Source organism: Streptomyces sp. NPDC002537 (assembly GCF_053594975.1).
Window position 1 is genome coordinate 156,105 of record NZ_JBSFWT010000002.1, and the last position, 16,560, is coordinate 172,664.

General features: G+C 70.1%; 18 protein-coding genes. 8 read left to right on the forward strand and 10 right to left on the reverse strand.

The annotated features are described in order from the left end of the window. Positions 1-115: 115 nt before the first annotated feature. The 5 genes from ACWD4A_RS01380 to ACWD4A_RS01400 form a co-directional block, all read right to left on the reverse strand. On the reverse strand, positions 116-634 hold the full coding sequence (locus ACWD4A_RS01380) for a DUF6879 family protein (RefSeq protein WP_451187820.1): 519 nt from the start codon (positions 632-634) through the stop codon (positions 116-118). A 189-nt stretch (positions 635-823) separates the two neighbouring features. Next, positions 824-1,003, reverse strand: a complete 180-nt coding sequence (locus ACWD4A_RS01385; protein WP_451187823.1) for a hypothetical protein — start codon at positions 1,001-1,003, stop codon at positions 824-826. Between the two features lie 116 nt (positions 1,004-1,119). Continuing rightward, entirely contained in the window at positions 1,120-1,965 is an 846-nt protein-coding gene (locus tag ACWD4A_RS01390; RefSeq protein WP_451187825.1) for a helix-turn-helix domain-containing protein, read from the reverse strand. A 25-nt stretch (positions 1,966-1,990) separates the two neighbouring features. Beyond that, positions 1,991-2,434, reverse strand: coding sequence for a DUF6879 family protein (locus ACWD4A_RS01395; RefSeq protein ID WP_451187978.1), 444 nt, complete (start codon positions 2,432-2,434; stop codon positions 1,991-1,993). Positions 2,435-2,477: 43 nt separating this feature from the next. Continuing rightward, positions 2,478-2,705 carry a hypothetical protein gene (locus tag ACWD4A_RS01400; protein WP_451187827.1) on the reverse strand — a complete coding sequence of 76 codons (228 nt, stop codon included), beginning with the start codon at positions 2,703-2,705 and terminating at the stop codon, positions 2,478-2,480. Between the two features lie 307 nt (positions 2,706-3,012). Between ACWD4A_RS01400 and ACWD4A_RS01405 the strand changes: the two genes are divergently transcribed. Beyond that, the gene (locus ACWD4A_RS01405; RefSeq protein WP_451187829.1) at positions 3,013-3,606 is read left to right on the forward strand and encodes a GNAT family N-acetyltransferase; all 594 of its coding nucleotides are present in this window, start codon (positions 3,013-3,015) and stop codon (positions 3,604-3,606) included. A gap of 272 nt (positions 3,607-3,878) precedes the next feature. After that, positions 3,879-4,361: a hypothetical protein gene (locus tag ACWD4A_RS01410; protein ID WP_451187831.1), complete on the forward strand. Its 483-nt coding sequence runs from the start codon at positions 3,879-3,881 to the stop codon at positions 4,359-4,361. On the opposite strand, the gene ACWD4A_RS01415 is transcribed toward ACWD4A_RS01410, so the two are convergent. Continuing rightward, positions 4,334-5,302, reverse strand: coding sequence for a hypothetical protein (locus ACWD4A_RS01415; RefSeq protein ID WP_451187833.1), 969 nt, complete (start codon positions 5,300-5,302; stop codon positions 4,334-4,336). The genes ACWD4A_RS01410 and ACWD4A_RS01415 overlap by 28 nt on opposite strands. A 207-nt stretch (positions 5,303-5,509) precedes the next feature. Between ACWD4A_RS01415 and ACWD4A_RS01420 the strand changes: the two genes are divergently transcribed. Genes ACWD4A_RS01420 through ACWD4A_RS01430 form a run of 3 tightly spaced genes read left to right on the forward strand, consistent with a single transcriptional unit; the run spans position 5,510 to position 6,658 of the window. Continuing rightward, complete coding sequence (locus tag ACWD4A_RS01420; protein WP_451187835.1) at positions 5,510-6,436, forward strand: helix-turn-helix domain-containing protein; 927 nt, start codon at positions 5,510-5,512, stop codon at positions 6,434-6,436. Beyond that, on the forward strand, positions 6,387-6,539 hold the full coding sequence (locus tag ACWD4A_RS01425; RefSeq protein ID WP_451187980.1) for a DUF397 domain-containing protein: 153 nt from the start codon (positions 6,387-6,389) through the stop codon (positions 6,537-6,539). Before ACWD4A_RS01420 ends, ACWD4A_RS01425 begins: the two co-directional genes overlap by 50 nt. Further along, complete coding sequence (locus ACWD4A_RS01430; protein ID WP_451187982.1) at positions 6,494-6,658, forward strand: DUF397 domain-containing protein; 165 nt, start codon at positions 6,494-6,496, stop codon at positions 6,656-6,658. Before ACWD4A_RS01425 ends, ACWD4A_RS01430 begins: the two co-directional genes overlap by 46 nt. Positions 6,659-6,718: 60 nt before the next feature. Here the strand turns inward: ACWD4A_RS01430 and ACWD4A_RS01435 are convergent, their stop codons facing one another. Continuing rightward, positions 6,719-8,548 carry a phosphoenolpyruvate carboxykinase (GTP) gene (locus ACWD4A_RS01435; protein WP_451187838.1) on the reverse strand — a complete coding sequence of 610 codons (1,830 nt, stop codon included), beginning with the start codon at positions 8,546-8,548 and terminating at the stop codon, positions 6,719-6,721. A gap of 277 nt (positions 8,549-8,825) precedes the next feature. Here ACWD4A_RS01435 and trhA point away from each other — a divergent pair, with 277 nt between their 5' ends. The 3 genes from trhA to ACWD4A_RS01450 all read left to right on the forward strand — a co-directional run bounded on the left by trhA (position 8,826) and on the right by ACWD4A_RS01450 (position 12,135). Further along, a complete protein-coding gene (gene trhA / locus ACWD4A_RS01440) occupies positions 8,826-9,587 on the forward strand; it encodes a PAQR family membrane homeostasis protein TrhA (RefSeq protein WP_451187839.1) in 762 nt (253 codons plus the stop codon). Positions 9,588-9,953: 366 nt separating this feature from the next. After that, positions 9,954-11,498, forward strand: coding sequence for an MFS transporter (locus ACWD4A_RS01445; RefSeq protein WP_451187841.1), 1,545 nt, complete (start codon positions 9,954-9,956; stop codon positions 11,496-11,498). Further along, the gene (locus ACWD4A_RS01450) at positions 11,491-12,135 is read left to right on the forward strand and encodes a TetR/AcrR family transcriptional regulator (protein ID WP_451187844.1); all 645 of its coding nucleotides are present in this window, start codon (positions 11,491-11,493) and stop codon (positions 12,133-12,135) included. Before ACWD4A_RS01445 ends, ACWD4A_RS01450 begins: the two co-directional genes overlap by 8 nt. 21 nt (positions 12,136-12,156) lie before the next feature. Here ACWD4A_RS01450 and ACWD4A_RS01455 read toward each other — a convergent pair whose 3' ends face one another. From ACWD4A_RS01455 to ACWD4A_RS01465, 3 genes are all read right to left on the reverse strand, one after another. After that, on the reverse strand, positions 12,157-14,220 hold the full coding sequence (locus ACWD4A_RS01455; RefSeq protein WP_451187846.1) for a thioredoxin domain-containing protein: 2,064 nt from the start codon (positions 14,218-14,220) through the stop codon (positions 12,157-12,159). 89 nt (positions 14,221-14,309) lie between these two features. Next, positions 14,310-15,605 carry an MFS transporter gene (locus ACWD4A_RS01460; protein ID WP_451187847.1) on the reverse strand — a complete coding sequence of 432 codons (1,296 nt, stop codon included), beginning with the start codon at positions 15,603-15,605 and terminating at the stop codon, positions 14,310-14,312. A 104-nt stretch (positions 15,606-15,709) separates the two neighbouring features. Continuing rightward, on the reverse strand, positions 15,710-16,555 hold the full coding sequence (locus ACWD4A_RS01465; RefSeq protein ID WP_451187850.1) for a PhzF family phenazine biosynthesis protein: 846 nt from the start codon (positions 16,553-16,555) through the stop codon (positions 15,710-15,712). Between the last annotated feature and the right edge of the window lie 5 nt (positions 16,556-16,560).

Below are 16,560 nucleotides of genomic sequence, written 5' to 3' on the forward strand. Positions count from 1 at the left end.
TCCGGACAGGTCGTACCGGCAATGTAACAGTAAAGGTGGGGGCACTTTCTGGCGATGTGTCAGGTTTCACGCTCGCCGAAGAATCGGCCGGCGCCCGCGCGAGGGCATGTGACGGTCAGGCCGGGTGGTACTCCTCGTGGGCCACTGCTCGTTCCCACACCGCTTCGAAAGCCGATGCGCAGAGCTTGGCCAACGCCGGTTCCGTGGTGACTTCCTCGCTCGTGAACTGCCCGTCCCCGCCGAAGTGGTTGACCACCACCGTGGTGCCGTCCAGCAACCAGAAATCGTTGCCCGGCAGAGCGAGGTCAGTGGCGCGGTGGCGAGGCAACCAACGAACTTGCTCACCTGCCACGACGTTGGAGAACGTCACGTCGTACTCGAACCGCACATAGTCGGAGACCGGCTCGCTGGCGACGCGGGCTCGGCGCACTTCCACGCCACGAGCCGTGGTCTGCTCGATGAGGGTCAGCCACGGCCGCCACCACGAATCCCGGTCGGCCGGGTCATCCCGGTGCCCTCCCCGCCATGCCACGAACATCGGATCGTCGCGCATGTAGCCGTCGCGCATCTCCAGATGAACGGCGGACCGCTCGCACCGGCGCAGGAGATCCTCAAACGTCGGTACTGCCACCATGCACCTCCGGGAATAACTGCACCGTCCGTCACGGGAATTCGACCACAGTCTCATGGTTGGGGATGTCCATCTGATCCGACCTCGACCCGTCGAGGACGCGCTCGCCGCCCTCTTGATCGGCGAGCCCCGGCTGACGTCCACAGCGAACATCAGCCGGGGCAGTCACTCGGCGATGCCGGGCCGACCGATCTACTTGCCGCCGTTGCCACTGCCGGGCTGTGGGTCGCGCGGAGCCTCGGGGGGCATGGGTCCCCCGTCGTGCTTGCCGCCGTCCACCTCCATGTCGACCGGGTGACGGAAGGGAATGCCACGCCATCCTTCGGTATCGGGTGTACGCGTCTCGTACGTGTCGACGCTCCCAGCGCTCATCTGCCCACCTCCTCTTTCGCGAGGGGCCATGCCGCCGCCTCGTATGTCGTCCGTTGAGGACAAGCTAGGAACATCGTGGAGTTGGCCTCAACGAACTTGCGCGGACTTGCGCGCGGTCACCCGACGGCGTCGATCGCCGCTGCGATGAGCGCACGCGCAGGAGCGCCGTGGACGGCCAAGCCGACGAGGCCGGCAAAGGTGCGGGCGTACATGTCGATCTCGTGCGGCTGCGTGATCGTGAGGAACGCGGAGATCAACTCGACGTTGACCTGGATGTCATCGAAGATCCAGAAGTCTTCCACCGGCCACAGCGCTGTGCGGTCGGCGCTGAACGGGATCACTCCGAGGCTGACGTTGGGCAGCGTCGCGAGGGACAACAGGTGGCCAAGTTGCCCAGCCATGGTCTCAGCGCCACCGATACGGTGCCGTAGCACGCTCTCTTCCAGAATCACGGCGAAGCGACGTGGCCCCTCGTGCAGAACGCGTTGCTTGTCGACGCGGACTTGCACGGCCGCCTCCAGATCATCAGGTAGCGCGCGCCGATCACGAATGGACCTCAACAGTGCCTCGATGTAGGCACGGGTCTGGAGCGGGCCGGGGATGAGCCACGACGAGTAGGCGCGGAAATGCCGCGTGCGTTCCCACAGCGGAATGACCGACTCCTGCGCGCGACGCAGCCCGGAGCGCTCCATGCGCCGCCACTCGACATACGCGCCGTCGATGTTGCGCGCCGTTGCGATCAGGTCGGCCGTCTGCCCCTCAGCGCCGCAATGGAGCGCCCACATCCGCAGATCGTCGTCCGACGGGCCCGTACGGCCATTCTCGATACGGCTGCACTTGCTCTCGTGCCAGCCCGCCCGTGCGGCAAGCTCCCGCGCTGTCAGACCCGAATCCTTCCGGATCTCGCGCAGGCGCTTGCCCAGGGCCTCTCGGGCTCGTTGGATGCTGGACGAGGAAGTCACGTTCGACTGATCCGGGTACGCGCCGTCAGGCCGGCCGGTACTCCTCGTGCGGGACCGAGCGCTCCCACACCGTGGCGAACGCGGACGCGCACAGCTCCACCACGGCGGGGTCGGTGACCAGCTCTTCGCCTGTCATCGTCCCGTCCCCGGCGAAATGGTTGAACAGGACCGACGTACCGTCGAACAGCCAGAAGTCGTTACCGGGCAGAGCCAGCCCGGAAGCCTGCCGGCGGGGCAGCCATCGAACGACTTCACCGGCCTTGACGTTGTGCGCGCTGGTGAGCTCGTACTCATACCGCACGTACCCGGAGACCGGCTCGGAGACGACGCGCGCCCGATGCACAGCGACACCACGGGCCACCGAAGCGGAGACCAGTTCGATCCACCAGGGCCAGCGCTCCGCCGGATCGAACCGGTTGCCTGCCGTCCACTCCCGGTAGTCGTCATCGAGACCGTACGCGTCCCGCATCTCCAGGTGGTACGCGCTGAATCGGGCGGAGCGGAACAGCTCCTCAAACGTCGTGGCCGTCGCCACTGTTCACCTCCGGGAAGAACTGCATCATGCGCTTCGGGAACTCGATCACGGTCTCATGGGCCGGGATGTCCATCTGCGCCAACCGCTCGGGGTCGGTGACACGCCAGCCTTGCAGGATGTAGTTCCCGGTCTCGTCGTCCACGTACACAGTCGGTGACCCGTTGTTGGGGCTCTCGGGGTCCTTGCCCAGTCGATGCAGAGTCATGGCGCCCTCCGGTGTCTTGAGTGGCGAACAACATGACCGAGCTTGCGCTGGGTCAACTCTCCCATGCCAGGAACTTGCACGAACTTCTAACGGCACACGCCAAGCGCCCGACTTTCCGACCTACTCACCACCGGGATCGCGGCACGTTCGACGCCGACTTACCCACGCCCTGGGAGAGCGCGTCCTCTGTCCGGAAGCGCATACCGGCCTCTTGCCGCGTCCCGACGCGGTCGGCTGGAATGTCCGGCTGAGGCCTCCGCGCCGGGGGCATCCGGCGCCAGGCACCCATGGACGAGGAGGCCCTGCGGTGTATCCCCTCAGGCTGGTCGGCAACGCGGTCGTGGTGCGCGACTTCACCCTCGACGACGTCGGCGACATGCAGCGTGTGTTCGGCGACGACCGTGTCACCAAATGGCTGTCGTTCGACAGCCGCAACCACGACGAGACCCGGGCCAGGATCGAAGAAGCGGTCAAGAGCGCGCAGTTGTCCCCGCGGACCGAGTTCTATCTGGCGGTGACCAGGCGCGAAGAAGACCGCGCGATCGGCTTCGTCCGCATCGAGCACTCCGGCACCCAGGTCGAGGACATCGGCTGTGCCATCGCCTCGGACGAATGGGGACACGGCTACGGAACCGACGCGCATTGCGTGATCCTCGATTTCGCCTTCCGGGAGCTCGGGGTGCGACGCGTCAGCGGGTGGATCCCCTTGGACAACGAACCGAGGATGAAGGCGCTCGAAGAGCACGGGGCGCTCGGCAAGCTGGGATTCTCCCCGGACCGCATACAGCCCGACCACCGCTTCATCAACGGCGCATGGCGGGACTGCATGCTGAATTCCGTGAGCGCGGAGGAGTGGAACCGACGCCGTGAACTGATCGCCGTCCGGCGCGAGGAGCACTGAACGCGGAATCAGGCTCTGCCGCGTCAGAGGGGCCGGCACTCGACCTCGCGGCACGCTGAACCCGGCGGGAGAGGTGTCCGGGTGTCGTGCGCGCCCTGGGAGGCGCCTGTGCGCCCCTTCGCGGGCATGTCCACGGCGACCCGGACGGGTCGACCATGGCCGGTATTCGACGGGGCCGTCGTACCCCGTACCGGACGAAAGGGTCTGTCATGCGTGCGCTGAAGACCAGGAGAACCGTACCTGCCTCAGCAGCAGCTGCGCTGCTGCTTGCCATGACCTTCCCTCTGACGGGACCGGCGACCTCCGCCCACGCCGTCACCGTCGATGTCCTCTGCAAGGGCACAGAACAGGACACCTTCACCCCCGGTCTGACGCTGAAGCCTCAGCTTGTGCACGTCCACACGGACCAGCACATGAGCTGCGCCTCGACAGACCCCACCCTGACCAGCAGGACGGAGTCATTCGACGGCACCTTCACCCTGTCCTGTCTGACGCCGGTCTTCACCGGCCCGGCCACCCTGACGTTCCACTGGAACAACGGCAGGACCAGCACGGCCAGCGGCAAGTTCACCGCAAGCTCGACCGGTAGTGACGTGCTCAGCACCTTCAGAGGCACAGCGACGGCCGGCGAGTTCGAAGGAGACACCGTCGAGACCGTCCTCGACGTGGTCCAGCCGAGCATCCAGCAGTGCCTCCAGCCCGGCGGAGTGACCCAGGAGACCGGCGTCTACACGGCGTCGTTCCAGAAGCTGTAAGCCGGGCTCTCCAACGCCCCCGCGCCGCCGCGCAGTACTTCCCGAACCGCTGCCGCGCCCCGGGAAGTCGTGTCCGGCACGCTGCCCGCGTCGGCAACGGCTTCCGCCCTCCGCTGTCGACAGGACGGACACAGGGCCTCGTCCCCGACCGGGCGGAACAAGCAGGGCTGGGTGTGCTCACCCTGGCACTCCCGCATACCCGCGAGGCGCGGCTCGGGCGGGCCCGCCTCCGCGTCGCGCTGCTCCGCGAACGACCGCGCCTCGGGCATCTTCCGCTGCAACCGGTCCCGTACGAGCGCGGCGGCGCAGTGGATGCGTTCGGGGAGGCCGGTGGTCAGGGCCTCGCGGAGCTCCGTCAGGGACGCGCCCCGCAGGAACCACTCCGCCACCAGCGGCGCCAGCCCGGTCACCTCGCGCCCCGTCAGCCGCAGACGACGCTCGCGGTGCGAGACCGAGGCCAGTGCCTGGACCCCACGTTGCACGAGCTGAGGCGGCAGCGCCACGGAGGGCTGGGAGGGAGGGTCGTACGTCTTCTCATCAGTGTTGTCCGGGTAATGACCGGCGGACCGGAACTCCGGCTCACCGACGGCCGGTTGCACGGCACTCGGTGGACAGTCGCCGTCGCGTACGGCCACCGCCTTCTCCGGGCTCAGCGGTACGTTCGAGACGAGCTGGGTCGTCACCCAGCGCCCGCCGCGCCCCTGACGGCGCCACTCGTGGACGTACCCCTCGGCGATCAGTTCCCGCTTCGCGCGGATGAACGCAGTCTTCTTGATCCCGGCCCGCTTGGCGGTCTCCGACAGCGGGTGATCCGCACCGTCCGGCAGCGAAAGCTGCCAGGTCAGCAGGCGTACGGCTTCGGCCGACAGCCGGGGGTGGCGGATGATGTCGTTCGACACCTGCGTGAAGAAACGCGCGGGGGCGATAGCATGCTTGAGCATCTGTGGGGAGTGCCTTCCCTTACGGGTGTAGACCCCCCTCGCCGGCTGCAACCAGCGTCGGGGGTCGCTTCGTTACGCGGCACCGTACCGTAGGCCGCCCCCGCGGATGACCATTCCTTGCGACATGACCCCTTACGTTCGGAAAGGCAGTAACTTCCGTACTCCTACGTGGGTTTACCTGTCAGAACGGGACAGGGAGGGGAAGCGATGGAGCAACGCGACGCCACAACCGCCGTGATCTTCGGCGAGCTGTTGAAATGCCTCCGGGAGGCGGCGGGCCTCACACAGTCGGACCTGGGCAAGATGATCCCCTGCGATCGCTCCCTGATCGCACGCATCGAACTGGCCACGCGCGTACCGAAGGACTGGCTGGTCAAGCGCGCCGACGAAGTCCTGGACACGGGCGGGGCGTTGATGCGGCTATGGGTACGCATCGACTGGTACCAGGAAGTGGAACGACCGGACTGGTTCAAGCGGCGGGTGGAGATGGAACAGGAGGCGGTTTCCATCCAGGAGTACGAGACGCAGGTAGTGCTGGGCTTGCTTCAGACCGAGGATTACGCGCGGACGCTGTTCTCCAGGGTCAATCGCTCGGCAACGGAGGAACGCATCCACCTGCGCATGCGTAGACAGGAGCGCTTCCTCTGTCCGGACGGGCCAACGCTCATCGCAGTGTTGGACGAGAGCTGCATCCGCAATATGGTCGGCAGTCGACTGATCATGCAGAGACAGTGCGCCCGCTTGCTCGCTCTGGGGAGCCAGCCGAATATTCGCATTCAGGTCGCTCCTGCCCACGACCCCCATCTCATGCGGCCCAAGGCTCCCATGACCATCATCAGGCTTCCCGGTGGGCACGAATGGCTCTACACGGAATCGCTGTATCGAGGGCACTTCACCGACGATCCGGAGCTCGTCGCCCGCTTTACCCAGAGATACGATCTACTCAGGGCTGACGCCCTGTCGGCCGACGAGTCAGCCGCTCTGATCAGTGAGGCGATGAAGGGGTACGGCGATGGAGACGACCGAGCTCGGCGCGGCCACCTGGACGAAGAGCAGCCACAGCGACGACGACCACGGCAACTGCATAGAAGCAGCCCTCGATACCCTCGACTGCGTCCCAATACGCGACAGTAAAAGGCCCAGTGGCCCGGCATTGGCCCCGCCGCCCGCCGCCTGGACGTCATTCGTCACCTGGACCAAGACAGCCACAGCGACGACGACCACGGCGAGTGCGTAGAAGCCGCCCTCAACGTCCCCGGCCACGTCCCCGTCTGTGACAGCAAGCGGCCCACCGGCCCGGCCCTCGTCCTCTCCCCCACCGCCTGGACGGCATTCGTCACCGCCGTAAGGCGGTAAGGCCCGGGGCCCGCCCCGACAAGTCAGGGCGGGCGGGTGGGAACGGTGGGGAAGAGAACGTCAGCCCAGCCGCTGGACCAACGCGCGGTACTCGTCCCACAGCTCCTTCGGCGTGTGGTCACCGAAGGTGTTGAGGTGCTCGGGGATGAGGGCGGCCTCCTCGCGCCATACGTCCTTGTCGACGGTGAGCAGGAAGTCGAGGTCGGCGTCGTCCAGTTCGAGACCGGACGTGTCGAGCGCGGAGCGCGTCGGGAGGATGCCGATGGGCGTCTCGACGCCCTCCGCCTTGCCTTCCAGGCGCTCGACGATCCACTTCAGGACTCGGCTGTTCTCGCCGAAGCCCGGCCAGACGAAGCGGCCGTCCGTGTCCTTGCGGAACCAGTTGACGTAGTAGATCCGCGGGAGCTTGCCGGCGTCCTTGTCCTTGGCGACGTCGAGCCAGTGGCCCATGTAGTCGCCCATGTTGTACCCGCAGAAGGGCAGCATGGCGAAGGGGTCGCGGCGGAGCTCGCCGACCTTGCCCTCGGCGGCGGCGGTCTTCTCGGAGGCGACGTTGGCGCCGAGGAAGACGCCGTGCTGCCAGTCGAAGGACTCGGTGACCAGCGGGACGGCGGAGGCGCGGCGGCCGCCGAAGAGGATCGCGGAGATCGGGACGCCCTTGGGGTCCTCCCACTCGGGCGCGATGATCGGGCACTGCGAGGCGGGGACGGTGAAGCGGGCGTTGGGGTGGGCGGCCGGGGTCCCGGAGGCCGGGGTCCAGTCGTTGCCCTTCCAGTCGGTGAGGTGGGCGGGCTGCTCCTCGGTCATGCCCTCCCACCAGACGTCGTTGTCGTCGGTGAGGGCGACGTTGGTGAAGACGGAGTTGCCCCACATGGTCTTCATGGCGTTGGCGTTGGTGTGCTCGCCGGTGCCGGGGGCGACGCCGAAGAAGCCGGCCTCGGGGTTGATGGCGTAGAGGCGACCGTCGTCACCGAAGCGCATCCAGGCGATGTCGTCGCCGATGGTCTCCACCGTCCAGCCGGGCACGGTGGGCTCCAGCATGGCGAGGTTGGTCTTGCCGCAGGCGGACGGGAAGGCGGCGGCGACGTACTTGGACTCGCCCTGCGGCGGGGTGAGCTTGAGGATGAGCATGTGCTCTGCGAGCCAGCCCTCGTCGCGGGCCATGACGGAGGCGATGCGCAGGGCGTAGCACTTCTTGCCCAGCAGGGCGTTGCCGCCGTAGCCGGAGCCGTAGGACCAGATCTCGCGGTCCTCGGGGAAGTGCGAGATGTACTTGGTGGAGTTGCAGGGCCACGGGACGTCGGCCTCGCCCTGCTCCAGCGGGGCGCCCAGCGTGTGGACGGCCTTGACGAAGAAGCCGTCGGTGCCGAGCTCGTCGAGGACGGCCTGGCCCATGCGGGTCATGGTGCGCATCGAGACGGCGACGTAGGCGGAGTCGGTGATCTCGACGCCGATCGCGGACAGCGGCGAGCCGAGCGGGCCCATGCAGAAGGGCACGACGTACATGGTGCGGCCGCGCATCGAACCGCGGAAGATGCCGCCCTGCCCGCCCTTGCCGGAGAAGACCTCCCGCATCTCGGCGGGCGCCTTCCAGTGGTTGGTCGGTCCCGCGTCCTCCTCCTTCTCGGAGCAGATGAAGGTGCGGTCCTCCACGCGGGCCACGTCGCTGGGGTCGGAGGCGGCGTAGTAGGAGTTGGGGCGCTTGACCGGGTCCAGCTTCCGGAAGGTGCCCTTGGCCACGAGCTCCTCGCACAGGCGCTCGTACTCGGTCTCGGAACCGTCGCACCAGACCACGCGGTCCGGCTGGGTGAGGGCGGCGATCTCGTCGACCCAGGAGATCAGCTCCTGGTGGTTGGTGAGGGTGGTGGGAGCCGCATTGCTGCGCGCCACGATCGCTCCGTCCCGCCGGGGACCACACTGCCCCGGCGTCAGATGTTGAGGGTTGAACGGGCTGGGCCGCGGCAGCTGATCCGACGGCGAAGTCCGCTTCTGTGGATGGTTGCCCCTTGGGGGCTGCGACCCAGACGCTTCGTGACCGCTCATCCGGTGCCGCCCGCACTCATTTGATCATCCGACTCCGATTCCGTTCTGTCCAGGGGGCACTCCCGTGACCATCGCCACGTGGTACTGATCCGTAACTTACGGTGCCGTAGGTAGCATGGCGCCCATGACTTCCGCGCCCGACGCAGCGCGCTCCGCGCGCTCCGCTCCCGCCGGCGCCGCGGCCGCCGCACCTCCCGCCGCCCCGTCCCCCGCCACCGCATCCGACACGGCTCCCGATCCGGCCGCACTCCCCGCCAAGCCGCGGCTGCGCGGCTGGCTGCACGCCGGGATGTTTCCCGCCGTGCTGTTCTCCGGCATCTTCCTGACCGCGCTCGCCGACAGCACCCGCGGCCGGATCGCCTGCGCGGTCTTCGTCCTCTCCGCCTGCCTGCTGTTCGGCATCAGCGCCCTCTACCACCGCGGCAATTGGAGCCCGCGCGCCAACGCGGTGCTGCGCCGACTGGACCACGCCAACATCTTCCTGATCATCGCGGGCACCTATACGCCCCTGACCATGCTGCTCGTCCCCGGCAGCCGGGGACAGGTACTGCTGTGGGCGGTCTGGGCGGCGGCCGCCGCGGGCATCGCCTTCCGCGTCTTCTGGGTCGGCGCGCCGCGCTGGCTCTACACCCCCTGCTACCTGGCCATGGGCTGGGCCGCCGTCTTCTTCCTGCCCGACTTCCTGCGCACGGGCGGCATCGCCGTGCTCGTCTGCGTGATCGTCGGCGGCCTGCTCTACAGCGTGGGGGGCGTGATCTACGGGATCAAGCGCCCCAATCCGTCACCGCGCTGGTTCGGCTTCCACGAGGTCTTCCACTCACTGACCCTGGCGGCGTTCATCGTCCACTATGTGGGCATCTCGATGGTGGCCTATTCGCACGCCTGAGCGCCGCGCAGCACCCGTCCCCGCCGTCCCCAGTGGCCGTGGCCGTGAGGCCGCGGCCACTCGCCATGCCAGGCCACCGACACCGGCCAGCACCACGCCCACCACGGCGATCTCCCCCGCGACCACATAGCCGCCGACGCACAGCGCCCCGACCAGCACGGCCAGCACCTTCACCAGCACCAGCACGACCACCACCCCTTTCCGGACACGACTGACCCTCGGGTCATCACTGACCGGTCCCCTGCCCGGTACCCAGCGTCACACACCCCACTGACAATCAACGACTCATTAAGAGTTCAGGGCGATTGACGGCGCCTGTCTTTTGCGAGTTACTTCCACTTGACGTCAACTCGCTTGGAGGTGCGCGTGAGTGCCCGTCCCGATCCCCGGCGCCGGTGGGCCCTCGGCGCCCTGGTCGCCTGCATGCTCGTCCTCGGCTTCGACGCCACGATCCTCAACGTGGCACTGCCGACCATGGCCACCCAACTGGGTGCCGACACCGGCGAACAGCAGTGGATCGCCAACTCCTACCTGGTCGTCTTCGCCGCCCTGATGCTCCCCGCGGGCCTCCTGGGCGACCGCTACGGACGCCGCCGCATGCTCATCACCGGGCTGCTCCTCTTCCTCGGTGGCTCCCTGCTCGGCACCCTCGCCGACACCCCCGGCCTCGTCATCGCCGCCCGCGCGACCCTGGGCGTCGGCGGCGCGCTGATCATGCCGCTCGCCCTGTCCGTCCTGCCCGCGCTCTTCCCGCCCGAGGAGCGCACCAAGGCCGTGGGCATCGTCTCCGCGGCCTCCGCGCTCGGCATGCCGCTCGGCCCGATCCTCGGCGGCTGGCTGCTCGACCACTTCTGGTGGGGCTCGATCTTCCTGCTCAACGTCCCCCTGGTGATCGTCGGCATCCTCGCCTGCGTCCTCCTGCTCCCGGAGACCTCCGACCCCTCCGCCCCCTCCTCCCCCGCCGTCGACGCCCTGTCCACCGCCCTCACCGTCACCGGCCTGGGCGCGTTCGTCCTCGGCCTCGGCGAGGGCCCCACCAGCGGCTGGACGTCCCCGGCAGCCCTCGGCCCCCTCGCCGCCTCGGCGGGGCTGCTCACCGCCCTGGCCGCCCGCGAACGGCGGCGCGCCCGGCCGATGTTCGACCTCGCCCTGCTGCGCCACCAGGGCTTCCTGTGGAACGCCGTCGCCGCGTCCCTGGTGACCTTCACGCTGACGGGCCTGCTCTTCGTGCTGCCCACCTACCTCCAGGCCGTCAAGGGGCAGGACGCCTTCGGCACCGGGCTGCGGCTGATGCCGATGATGGCCGGCATCCTGGTCGCCTCCCGCGGGGCGGGCCCGCTCGTCAAGCGCTTCGGGCCGCGCCCCGTCGTCACCGGAGCCCTGCTCGTGATGGCACTCGCCGCGCTGCTCGGCAGCCGTACGGACCCCGGCGACGGCTACGGCTGGACGGCCCTGTGGCTGACGCTCACTGGCTTCGGGTTCGGCTTCGGCATCATCCCCGCCATGGACGGCGCGCTGGGCGCCCTCCCGCGCGACCGCGCGGGCAACGGCTCCGGCCTGCTGATGACGCTGCGTCAGGTCGCGGGGGCCGTGGGCATCGCGGTGCTCGGCAGCATGATCGCCGGGGCGTACACCCGCCGCCTCGACACGTCCGGGCTGCCGCCCGCCGCGGCCGACGCCGCCGGGCGCTCCGTCGGCCGCGCCCACCAAGTGGCCGCCGAACTGGGCAGCAAAGCGCTCGCCAGGTCGGCGGACACCGCGTACCTCCACGGCATGCACCTCGCCCTGCTCGTCGCCGGGATCTCGGCGACGACGGCCGCGATGCTCACCGCCGCCCTTCTGCCCGACACCCGCGCCGGGCGCGCGCCGGACGGGCGTCACGCTGTGGTCCGTGAGAAGACCGATGCCTGAGAATGCAGTCATGGCCTCCGCGAACACCCCGTCGTCCGCCATGCCGTCCGAGCCCCGGCTCGGCCTGCGCGAGCGGAAGAAGATCCAGACCCGTCAGGCGATCCGCCGCGCCGCCTACGAGCTCTTCGAGCGACAGGGCTACGACGCGACCCCCGTCGACCAGATCGCCGAGGCCGCCGACGTCTCCCCCAGCACCGTTTTCCGCTACTTCCCGACCAAGGAGGACATCGTCCTCACGGACGAGTACGACCCGCTGCTGGAGGCGGCCATCCGGGCGCGCCCCGCGGACGAGTCCCCGGTCGAGGCCATCCGGCAGGGCGCCCTCGCCGCGATGCGCCACGTCATGGACAGCGACGTGGCCGAGCTCAAGCAGCGCACCAAGCTCGTCCGGGAGGTGCCCTCCCTGCGCGGCAGGCAGGCGGAGGGCATGGGCCGGTCGGCCCGGATGCTCTGTTCCGTCCTGGCGGAACGATCCGGCCGCGACGCGAACGACATGGAGCTCCGGGTCGTCACCGGCGCGGTCATGGCGGCCCTGCACGAGGCCCTCATGTACTGGGCCGAACAGGGCCAGCAGGAGGACCTCATCGAGCTCATCGGCCGCACCCTGGACGTCCTGGACCGCGGCCTCACCCTCTGAGCCCTCTGACGTCTCTCCCTCTCACGCACCGCCCGCGAGGCGCTCCGCCAGCACCTCGGGATCGCTCGTCGGCGCCTCGCAGGTGAAGGCACGGCACACATAGGCGGCCGGGCGGCCGTCGAGCAGATCCCGGTGGGCCAGCAGCGGCACCTCCGCGTCGCCCTCCCCCGGCGGGCTCCCGACCGCGACCGCGAGTCCGGGGGCCGTGGACAGCAGGGCCGTACGGTGCAGTTCGCGGGTGGCCGGATGGTCGTCCGGGCCCACGACGGCGACCTCGCGGGGACCGTCCAGCAGCGCCTCCGCGGCCGCCAGCCCCCAGCTGATGAAGCGCGGCGCCTTCGGCCCGAGCGCCCGCACGACACCGAGCGCGCGCTCCGCCGCCTCGCGGTGCGGACTGCTGCCGGTGTACGCGGCGTACGTGAGCAGCGCGCCGCAGGCCGCGGTCCAGCCCGACGGGGTCGCGGTGTCGGTCGGGTCCTGCGGGCGGCGGATGAGCGCCTCGGCGTCGTCCGCGGTGTCGAACAGGCTGCCGTCCGGGCCGGTGAAGTGCACCAGCACGGTGTCCAGGAACAGCCCCGCGAAGTCGACCCAGACGCCCTCGCCGGTGACCGAACTGAGTGTCAGGAAGCCCTCCGCCACATCGGCGTAGTCCTCCAGGACGCCCGCGTGGGAACCCGCCGTTCCGTCCAGGGAGGTGCGGAACAGCCGCGCGTTCCAGTCCATGTGCGTACGGACGAGGAGGTCGGCGGCGTCCGTGGCGGCCTGGACGAGGTCCGGGCGGTCGAAGTACGCGCCGGTCTCGGCGAGCGCGGCGATCGCCAGGCCGTTCCACGCGGCCACGACCTTGTCGTCGCGGCCGGGCCGGGGCCGCTGCTCGCGTGCCGCCAGGAGCCGGGCGCGGACGGACGCGAGCTTCCCGGCGTCCAACAGTTCCTCGGTGTCGGGCAGTTGGAGGACGGAGGCGCCCTCCTCGAAGGTGCCGCCCTCGGTGACCCCGAAATGGGCGGCCGCCAGCAGCGCGTCCTCCTCGCCGAGGACGGCCCGCAGCTGCTCGGGGGTCCAGACGTAGAAGGCGCCCTCGGCGTGCGGGGCCCCCTCCTTCTCGACGGCGCTGTCGGCGTCCAGCGCGGACGCGAAGCCGCCCTGCTCCGTGCGCAGCTCCCGGATCAGGAAGTCCGCGGTCTCCAGGGCCACGCGCCGCGCGAGGCCGGAGCCGGTGGCCCGCCACAGGTGCGCGTAGACCCGGCACAGCAGCGCGTTGTCGTAGAGCATCTTCTCGAAGTGCGGCACCGTCCAGGTCGCGTCCACCGCGTACCGGGCGAAGCCGCCGCCGAGCTGGTCGTAGATCCCGCCGCGGGCCATGGCCTCGCAAGTGGCCTGCGCCATCTGGAGCGCGGCCTCGGAGCCCGTGCGGGCGTGGTGCCGCAGCAGGAACTCCAGCGTCATGGACGGCGGGAACTTCGGCGCCCCGCCGAAGCCGCCGCGCACGGCGTCGAATTCGCGGGTCAGCCCCAGCAGGGCTCCGTGGAGCTCCTCGGCGCGGGGCGGGCGCGGGGGTTCGTCCTCGCCGCCCGTGCCGAGGGCGAGGGTGCGCTCGGACAGGTCCCGCACGATGCGGGCCGCGACCTCGCCGACCTCGTCGCGCCGCCCGGCCCATGCGGCCCGCACCCCGTCCAGGACCTGGGAGAAGGACGGCGAACCGTGCCGGGGCTCGGGCGGGAAGTACGTGCCGAAGTAGAAGGGCTCGGCGTCGGGGGTCATGAAGACGGACATGGGCCAGCCGCCGTGGCCGGTCGCCGCCTGGACCGCCTCCATGTAGACGGCGTCGACGTCGGGCCGTTCCTCCCGGTCGACCTTGACGGAGACGAAGTGCTCGTTCATGAAGGCCGCCGTCGCCTCGTCCTCGAAGGATTCGTGCGCGAGGACATGACACCAGTGACAGCTCGAATAGCCCACGCTGAGGAAGACGGGCACATCGCGGCGCCGGGCCTCCGCGAAGGCCTCGGGCGACCACGGCCACCAGTCGACCGGGTTCTCGGCGTGCTGGAGGAGGTAGGGCGACTGCTCGTCAGCCAGTCGGTTCATACCGGCATCCTCGCACGACGGGCCCGGCCGGGCCGATCCGAACTGCGTGACGGGGCTCCGGGCGGTTCCCCGGCGATTCCTGAACGGTCCTAGTCCAGGCTGTGTGCGCGCGTGCGGTCGGACCACTTCACGACGAGCGGTACGACCTGGCCGGCGACGAGGAAGAGTGCTCCCACGGCGAGCCAGCCCGGCTCGCCCCAGCCGATGCAGACCAGGCCGAGCACCGGCGGGCCGATCGCGCTGGACAGGCCCTGTCCGATGGCGAACAGCCCCGAGTACTGGCCCTGCGCGTGCTCGGGGGCGAGGCCGAAGGAGAGCTCGAACGAGGCGGCTGTGTACCACAGCTCGCCCACGGTGAGGGCGACCACGCCGAGCACGACGACGACCACGGCGACCCATCCGGGCGCGCCGGCCGCCGACGCGATGAGGGCGGTGGAGACGAGGAGCGCGACACCCGCGCGGCGCGCCGCGCGGCCGGCCGACGCGTTGTCCTCGACGCCGCGGCTGACCCGCACCTGCAGGCAGACCACGAGGGCGGTGTTGACGGCCACGCTCGCGCCGACGAACCACCGTGGCGCATCGGTGTGCCCGATGATCCACAGCGGCAGGGCGAAGATCAGCACCTGGTTCTGGATGGACATGATGGCGTCCAGGACCGTGAGCACCACGTACGGCTTGTCCTTCAGGGCCGGCCAGCGGCTGCCTCCCGCCGGGACGGCCACCGGCGGCACGGACGGAACGCGGGAGCAGGCGGCCGCGGAGATGAGGAACATGGCGGCGGTGCCCAGGATGAGGCACACGTACGCGGGCCTGGTGTCCAGCTGGACGACGACACCGGCTATGAGGGCTCCGCAGCCGGCGGCGATGTTGTTGAGGGCACGCAGGTAGGCGCGGTAGCGGGTGGGGTTCGGGGCGCCCAGGGCGCGGTTCAGCGGGCCGCGGGCGGCCGTGCCGGCCGAGACGGCGAGCTCGGCCACGCACAGGCACGCGATCAGCGACGGGAAGGAGCGCACGAACACCAGCCCCGCCACGGCGAGGGCCTGCACGAAGAGCGTGACCCGGAAGACCTCGCGCGGGCCGTACCGGTCGGCCAGGTGGCCCACGGGGATGCCGGCGGCGAGTCCGACCAGGGCGGCGGCGCCCAGGGCGAATCCGACCTGGGAGACCGGGAGGCCCACGGAGCGGGTGAAGAACAGCGCGGCCCCGGCCATGAAGAGGCCCTTGCCGATCAGGTTGACGAAGGTCGCGGCGGCGAAGGCGCGTTTGGGGCTCGTCTCGGGTATCAGGCCGCGGGCCACCAGCCAGGCCAGCAGCCCTCGTTCGGCGCCCTTCCCGGCCGTCGGCTCGATCCGTTCGCCGGGCTGGCGCTGACTGGTGGTGTCCAACTGACTGTCCCTCCGACTCCGTGATGGCTGTGCTCGGGTGCCCTCAGGCCGACGGTCCGGTTTCAGCCGTCACGAGGTCGTTCTCAGGAGAGCCGACGGGCCGGTCACTCCGTCATGACCCGTGCGGTGCCGCCGACTTCGACTCCCCGGTCCGGTCCCGCCGTGGCGGTGACGGTGGCCGGGCTGCCGAGGGCGTCGCCCATGTCGACGGCGATCCGGTGGGTGCCCCGGTCGGCCAGGTGCGCGGCGAGACAGGCCGTGCTGTTGGCGTTGGCGAGGTCCTCCGGAACACCGATCGAAGGGGCGAACATCCGGGCCGCGAGCACGCCTTCGGACGAGGGTTCCGAGTGGACGTACGCGCCGAGCAGGCCGAACCGGTCACAGGCCGCCCTGAGGCGGTCGAAGTCCGGACGCAGCGCGGCGACCGCGGCCCGGGTGGGCACCGGCACCAGAATGCGTTCGCGGCCCACGCCGGCGATCCGGACGTCCGGCCCGGCCTCGTGCGGCGCGAGACCGAGGGCCGGAAGAACGAGGGCGCGTTCCTCCGCGGTGGGTTCGCGCAGATCGACGGGGCCGGGGTCGAACGAGGCGGCGATCAGCTCGCCGGCCCGCTCGGCATGCCCGGCGAAGACGCGCCCCCCGGCACGGAGGGTGGCCCGGTAGGGCCCGGCACCGCCGTCCCGTGCCGCGAGGAGGGCGAGAGCGGCGATCGTGCCGTGCCCGCAGGCGGGCAGTTCCCCCTCCGAGGTGAAGAAGCGCAGCTCGGTCGCGTCGCCGACGTGACGCACGTACACGGCGTGCGAGACGCCGTGTACGGCCGGGACCCGGCGCCGCTCGTCGTCGCCCGGGGGCACGCCGTCCGTGTCGTCCTCCAGGACGACGGCCGTGGGGCTGCCGCCCGCGCCGTCCCGCAGGCAGGCGTGGACGAGCGTCACGTTCGGCGTGCTCATGCGAC

Coding starts and splice junctions, on each gene's coding strand:
- ACWD4A_RS01380 (WP_451187820.1), bottom strand. CDS start 634: ATGGTGGCAGTACCGACGTTTGAGGATCTCCTGCGCCGGTGCGAGCGG.
- ACWD4A_RS01385 (WP_451187823.1), bottom strand. CDS start 1,003: ATGAGCGCTGGGAGCGTCGACACGTACGAGACGCGTACACCCGATACC.
- ACWD4A_RS01395 (WP_451187978.1), bottom strand. CDS start 2,434: ATGCGGGACGCGTACGGTCTCGATGACGACTACCGGGAGTGGACGGCA.
- ACWD4A_RS01400 (WP_451187827.1), bottom strand. CDS start 2,705: ATGACTCTGCATCGACTGGGCAAGGACCCCGAGAGCCCCAACAACGGG.
- ACWD4A_RS01410 (WP_451187831.1), top strand. CDS start 3,879: ATGACCTTCCCTCTGACGGGACCGGCGACCTCCGCCCACGCCGTCACC.
- ACWD4A_RS01415 (WP_451187833.1), bottom strand. CDS start 5,302: ATGCTCAAGCATGCTATCGCCCCCGCGCGTTTCTTCACGCAGGTGTCG.
- ACWD4A_RS01420 (WP_451187835.1), top strand. CDS start 5,510: ATGGAGCAACGCGACGCCACAACCGCCGTGATCTTCGGCGAGCTGTTG.
- trhA (WP_451187839.1), top strand. CDS start 8,826: ATGACTTCCGCGCCCGACGCAGCGCGCTCCGCGCGCTCCGCTCCCGCC.
- ACWD4A_RS01450 (WP_451187844.1), top strand. CDS start 11,491: ATGCCTGAGAATGCAGTCATGGCCTCCGCGAACACCCCGTCGTCCGCC.
- ACWD4A_RS01455 (WP_451187846.1), bottom strand. CDS start 14,220: ATGAACCGACTGGCTGACGAGCAGTCGCCCTACCTCCTCCAGCACGCC.
- ACWD4A_RS01465 (WP_451187850.1), bottom strand. CDS start 16,555: ATGAGCACGCCGAACGTGACGCTCGTCCACGCCTGCCTGCGGGACGGC.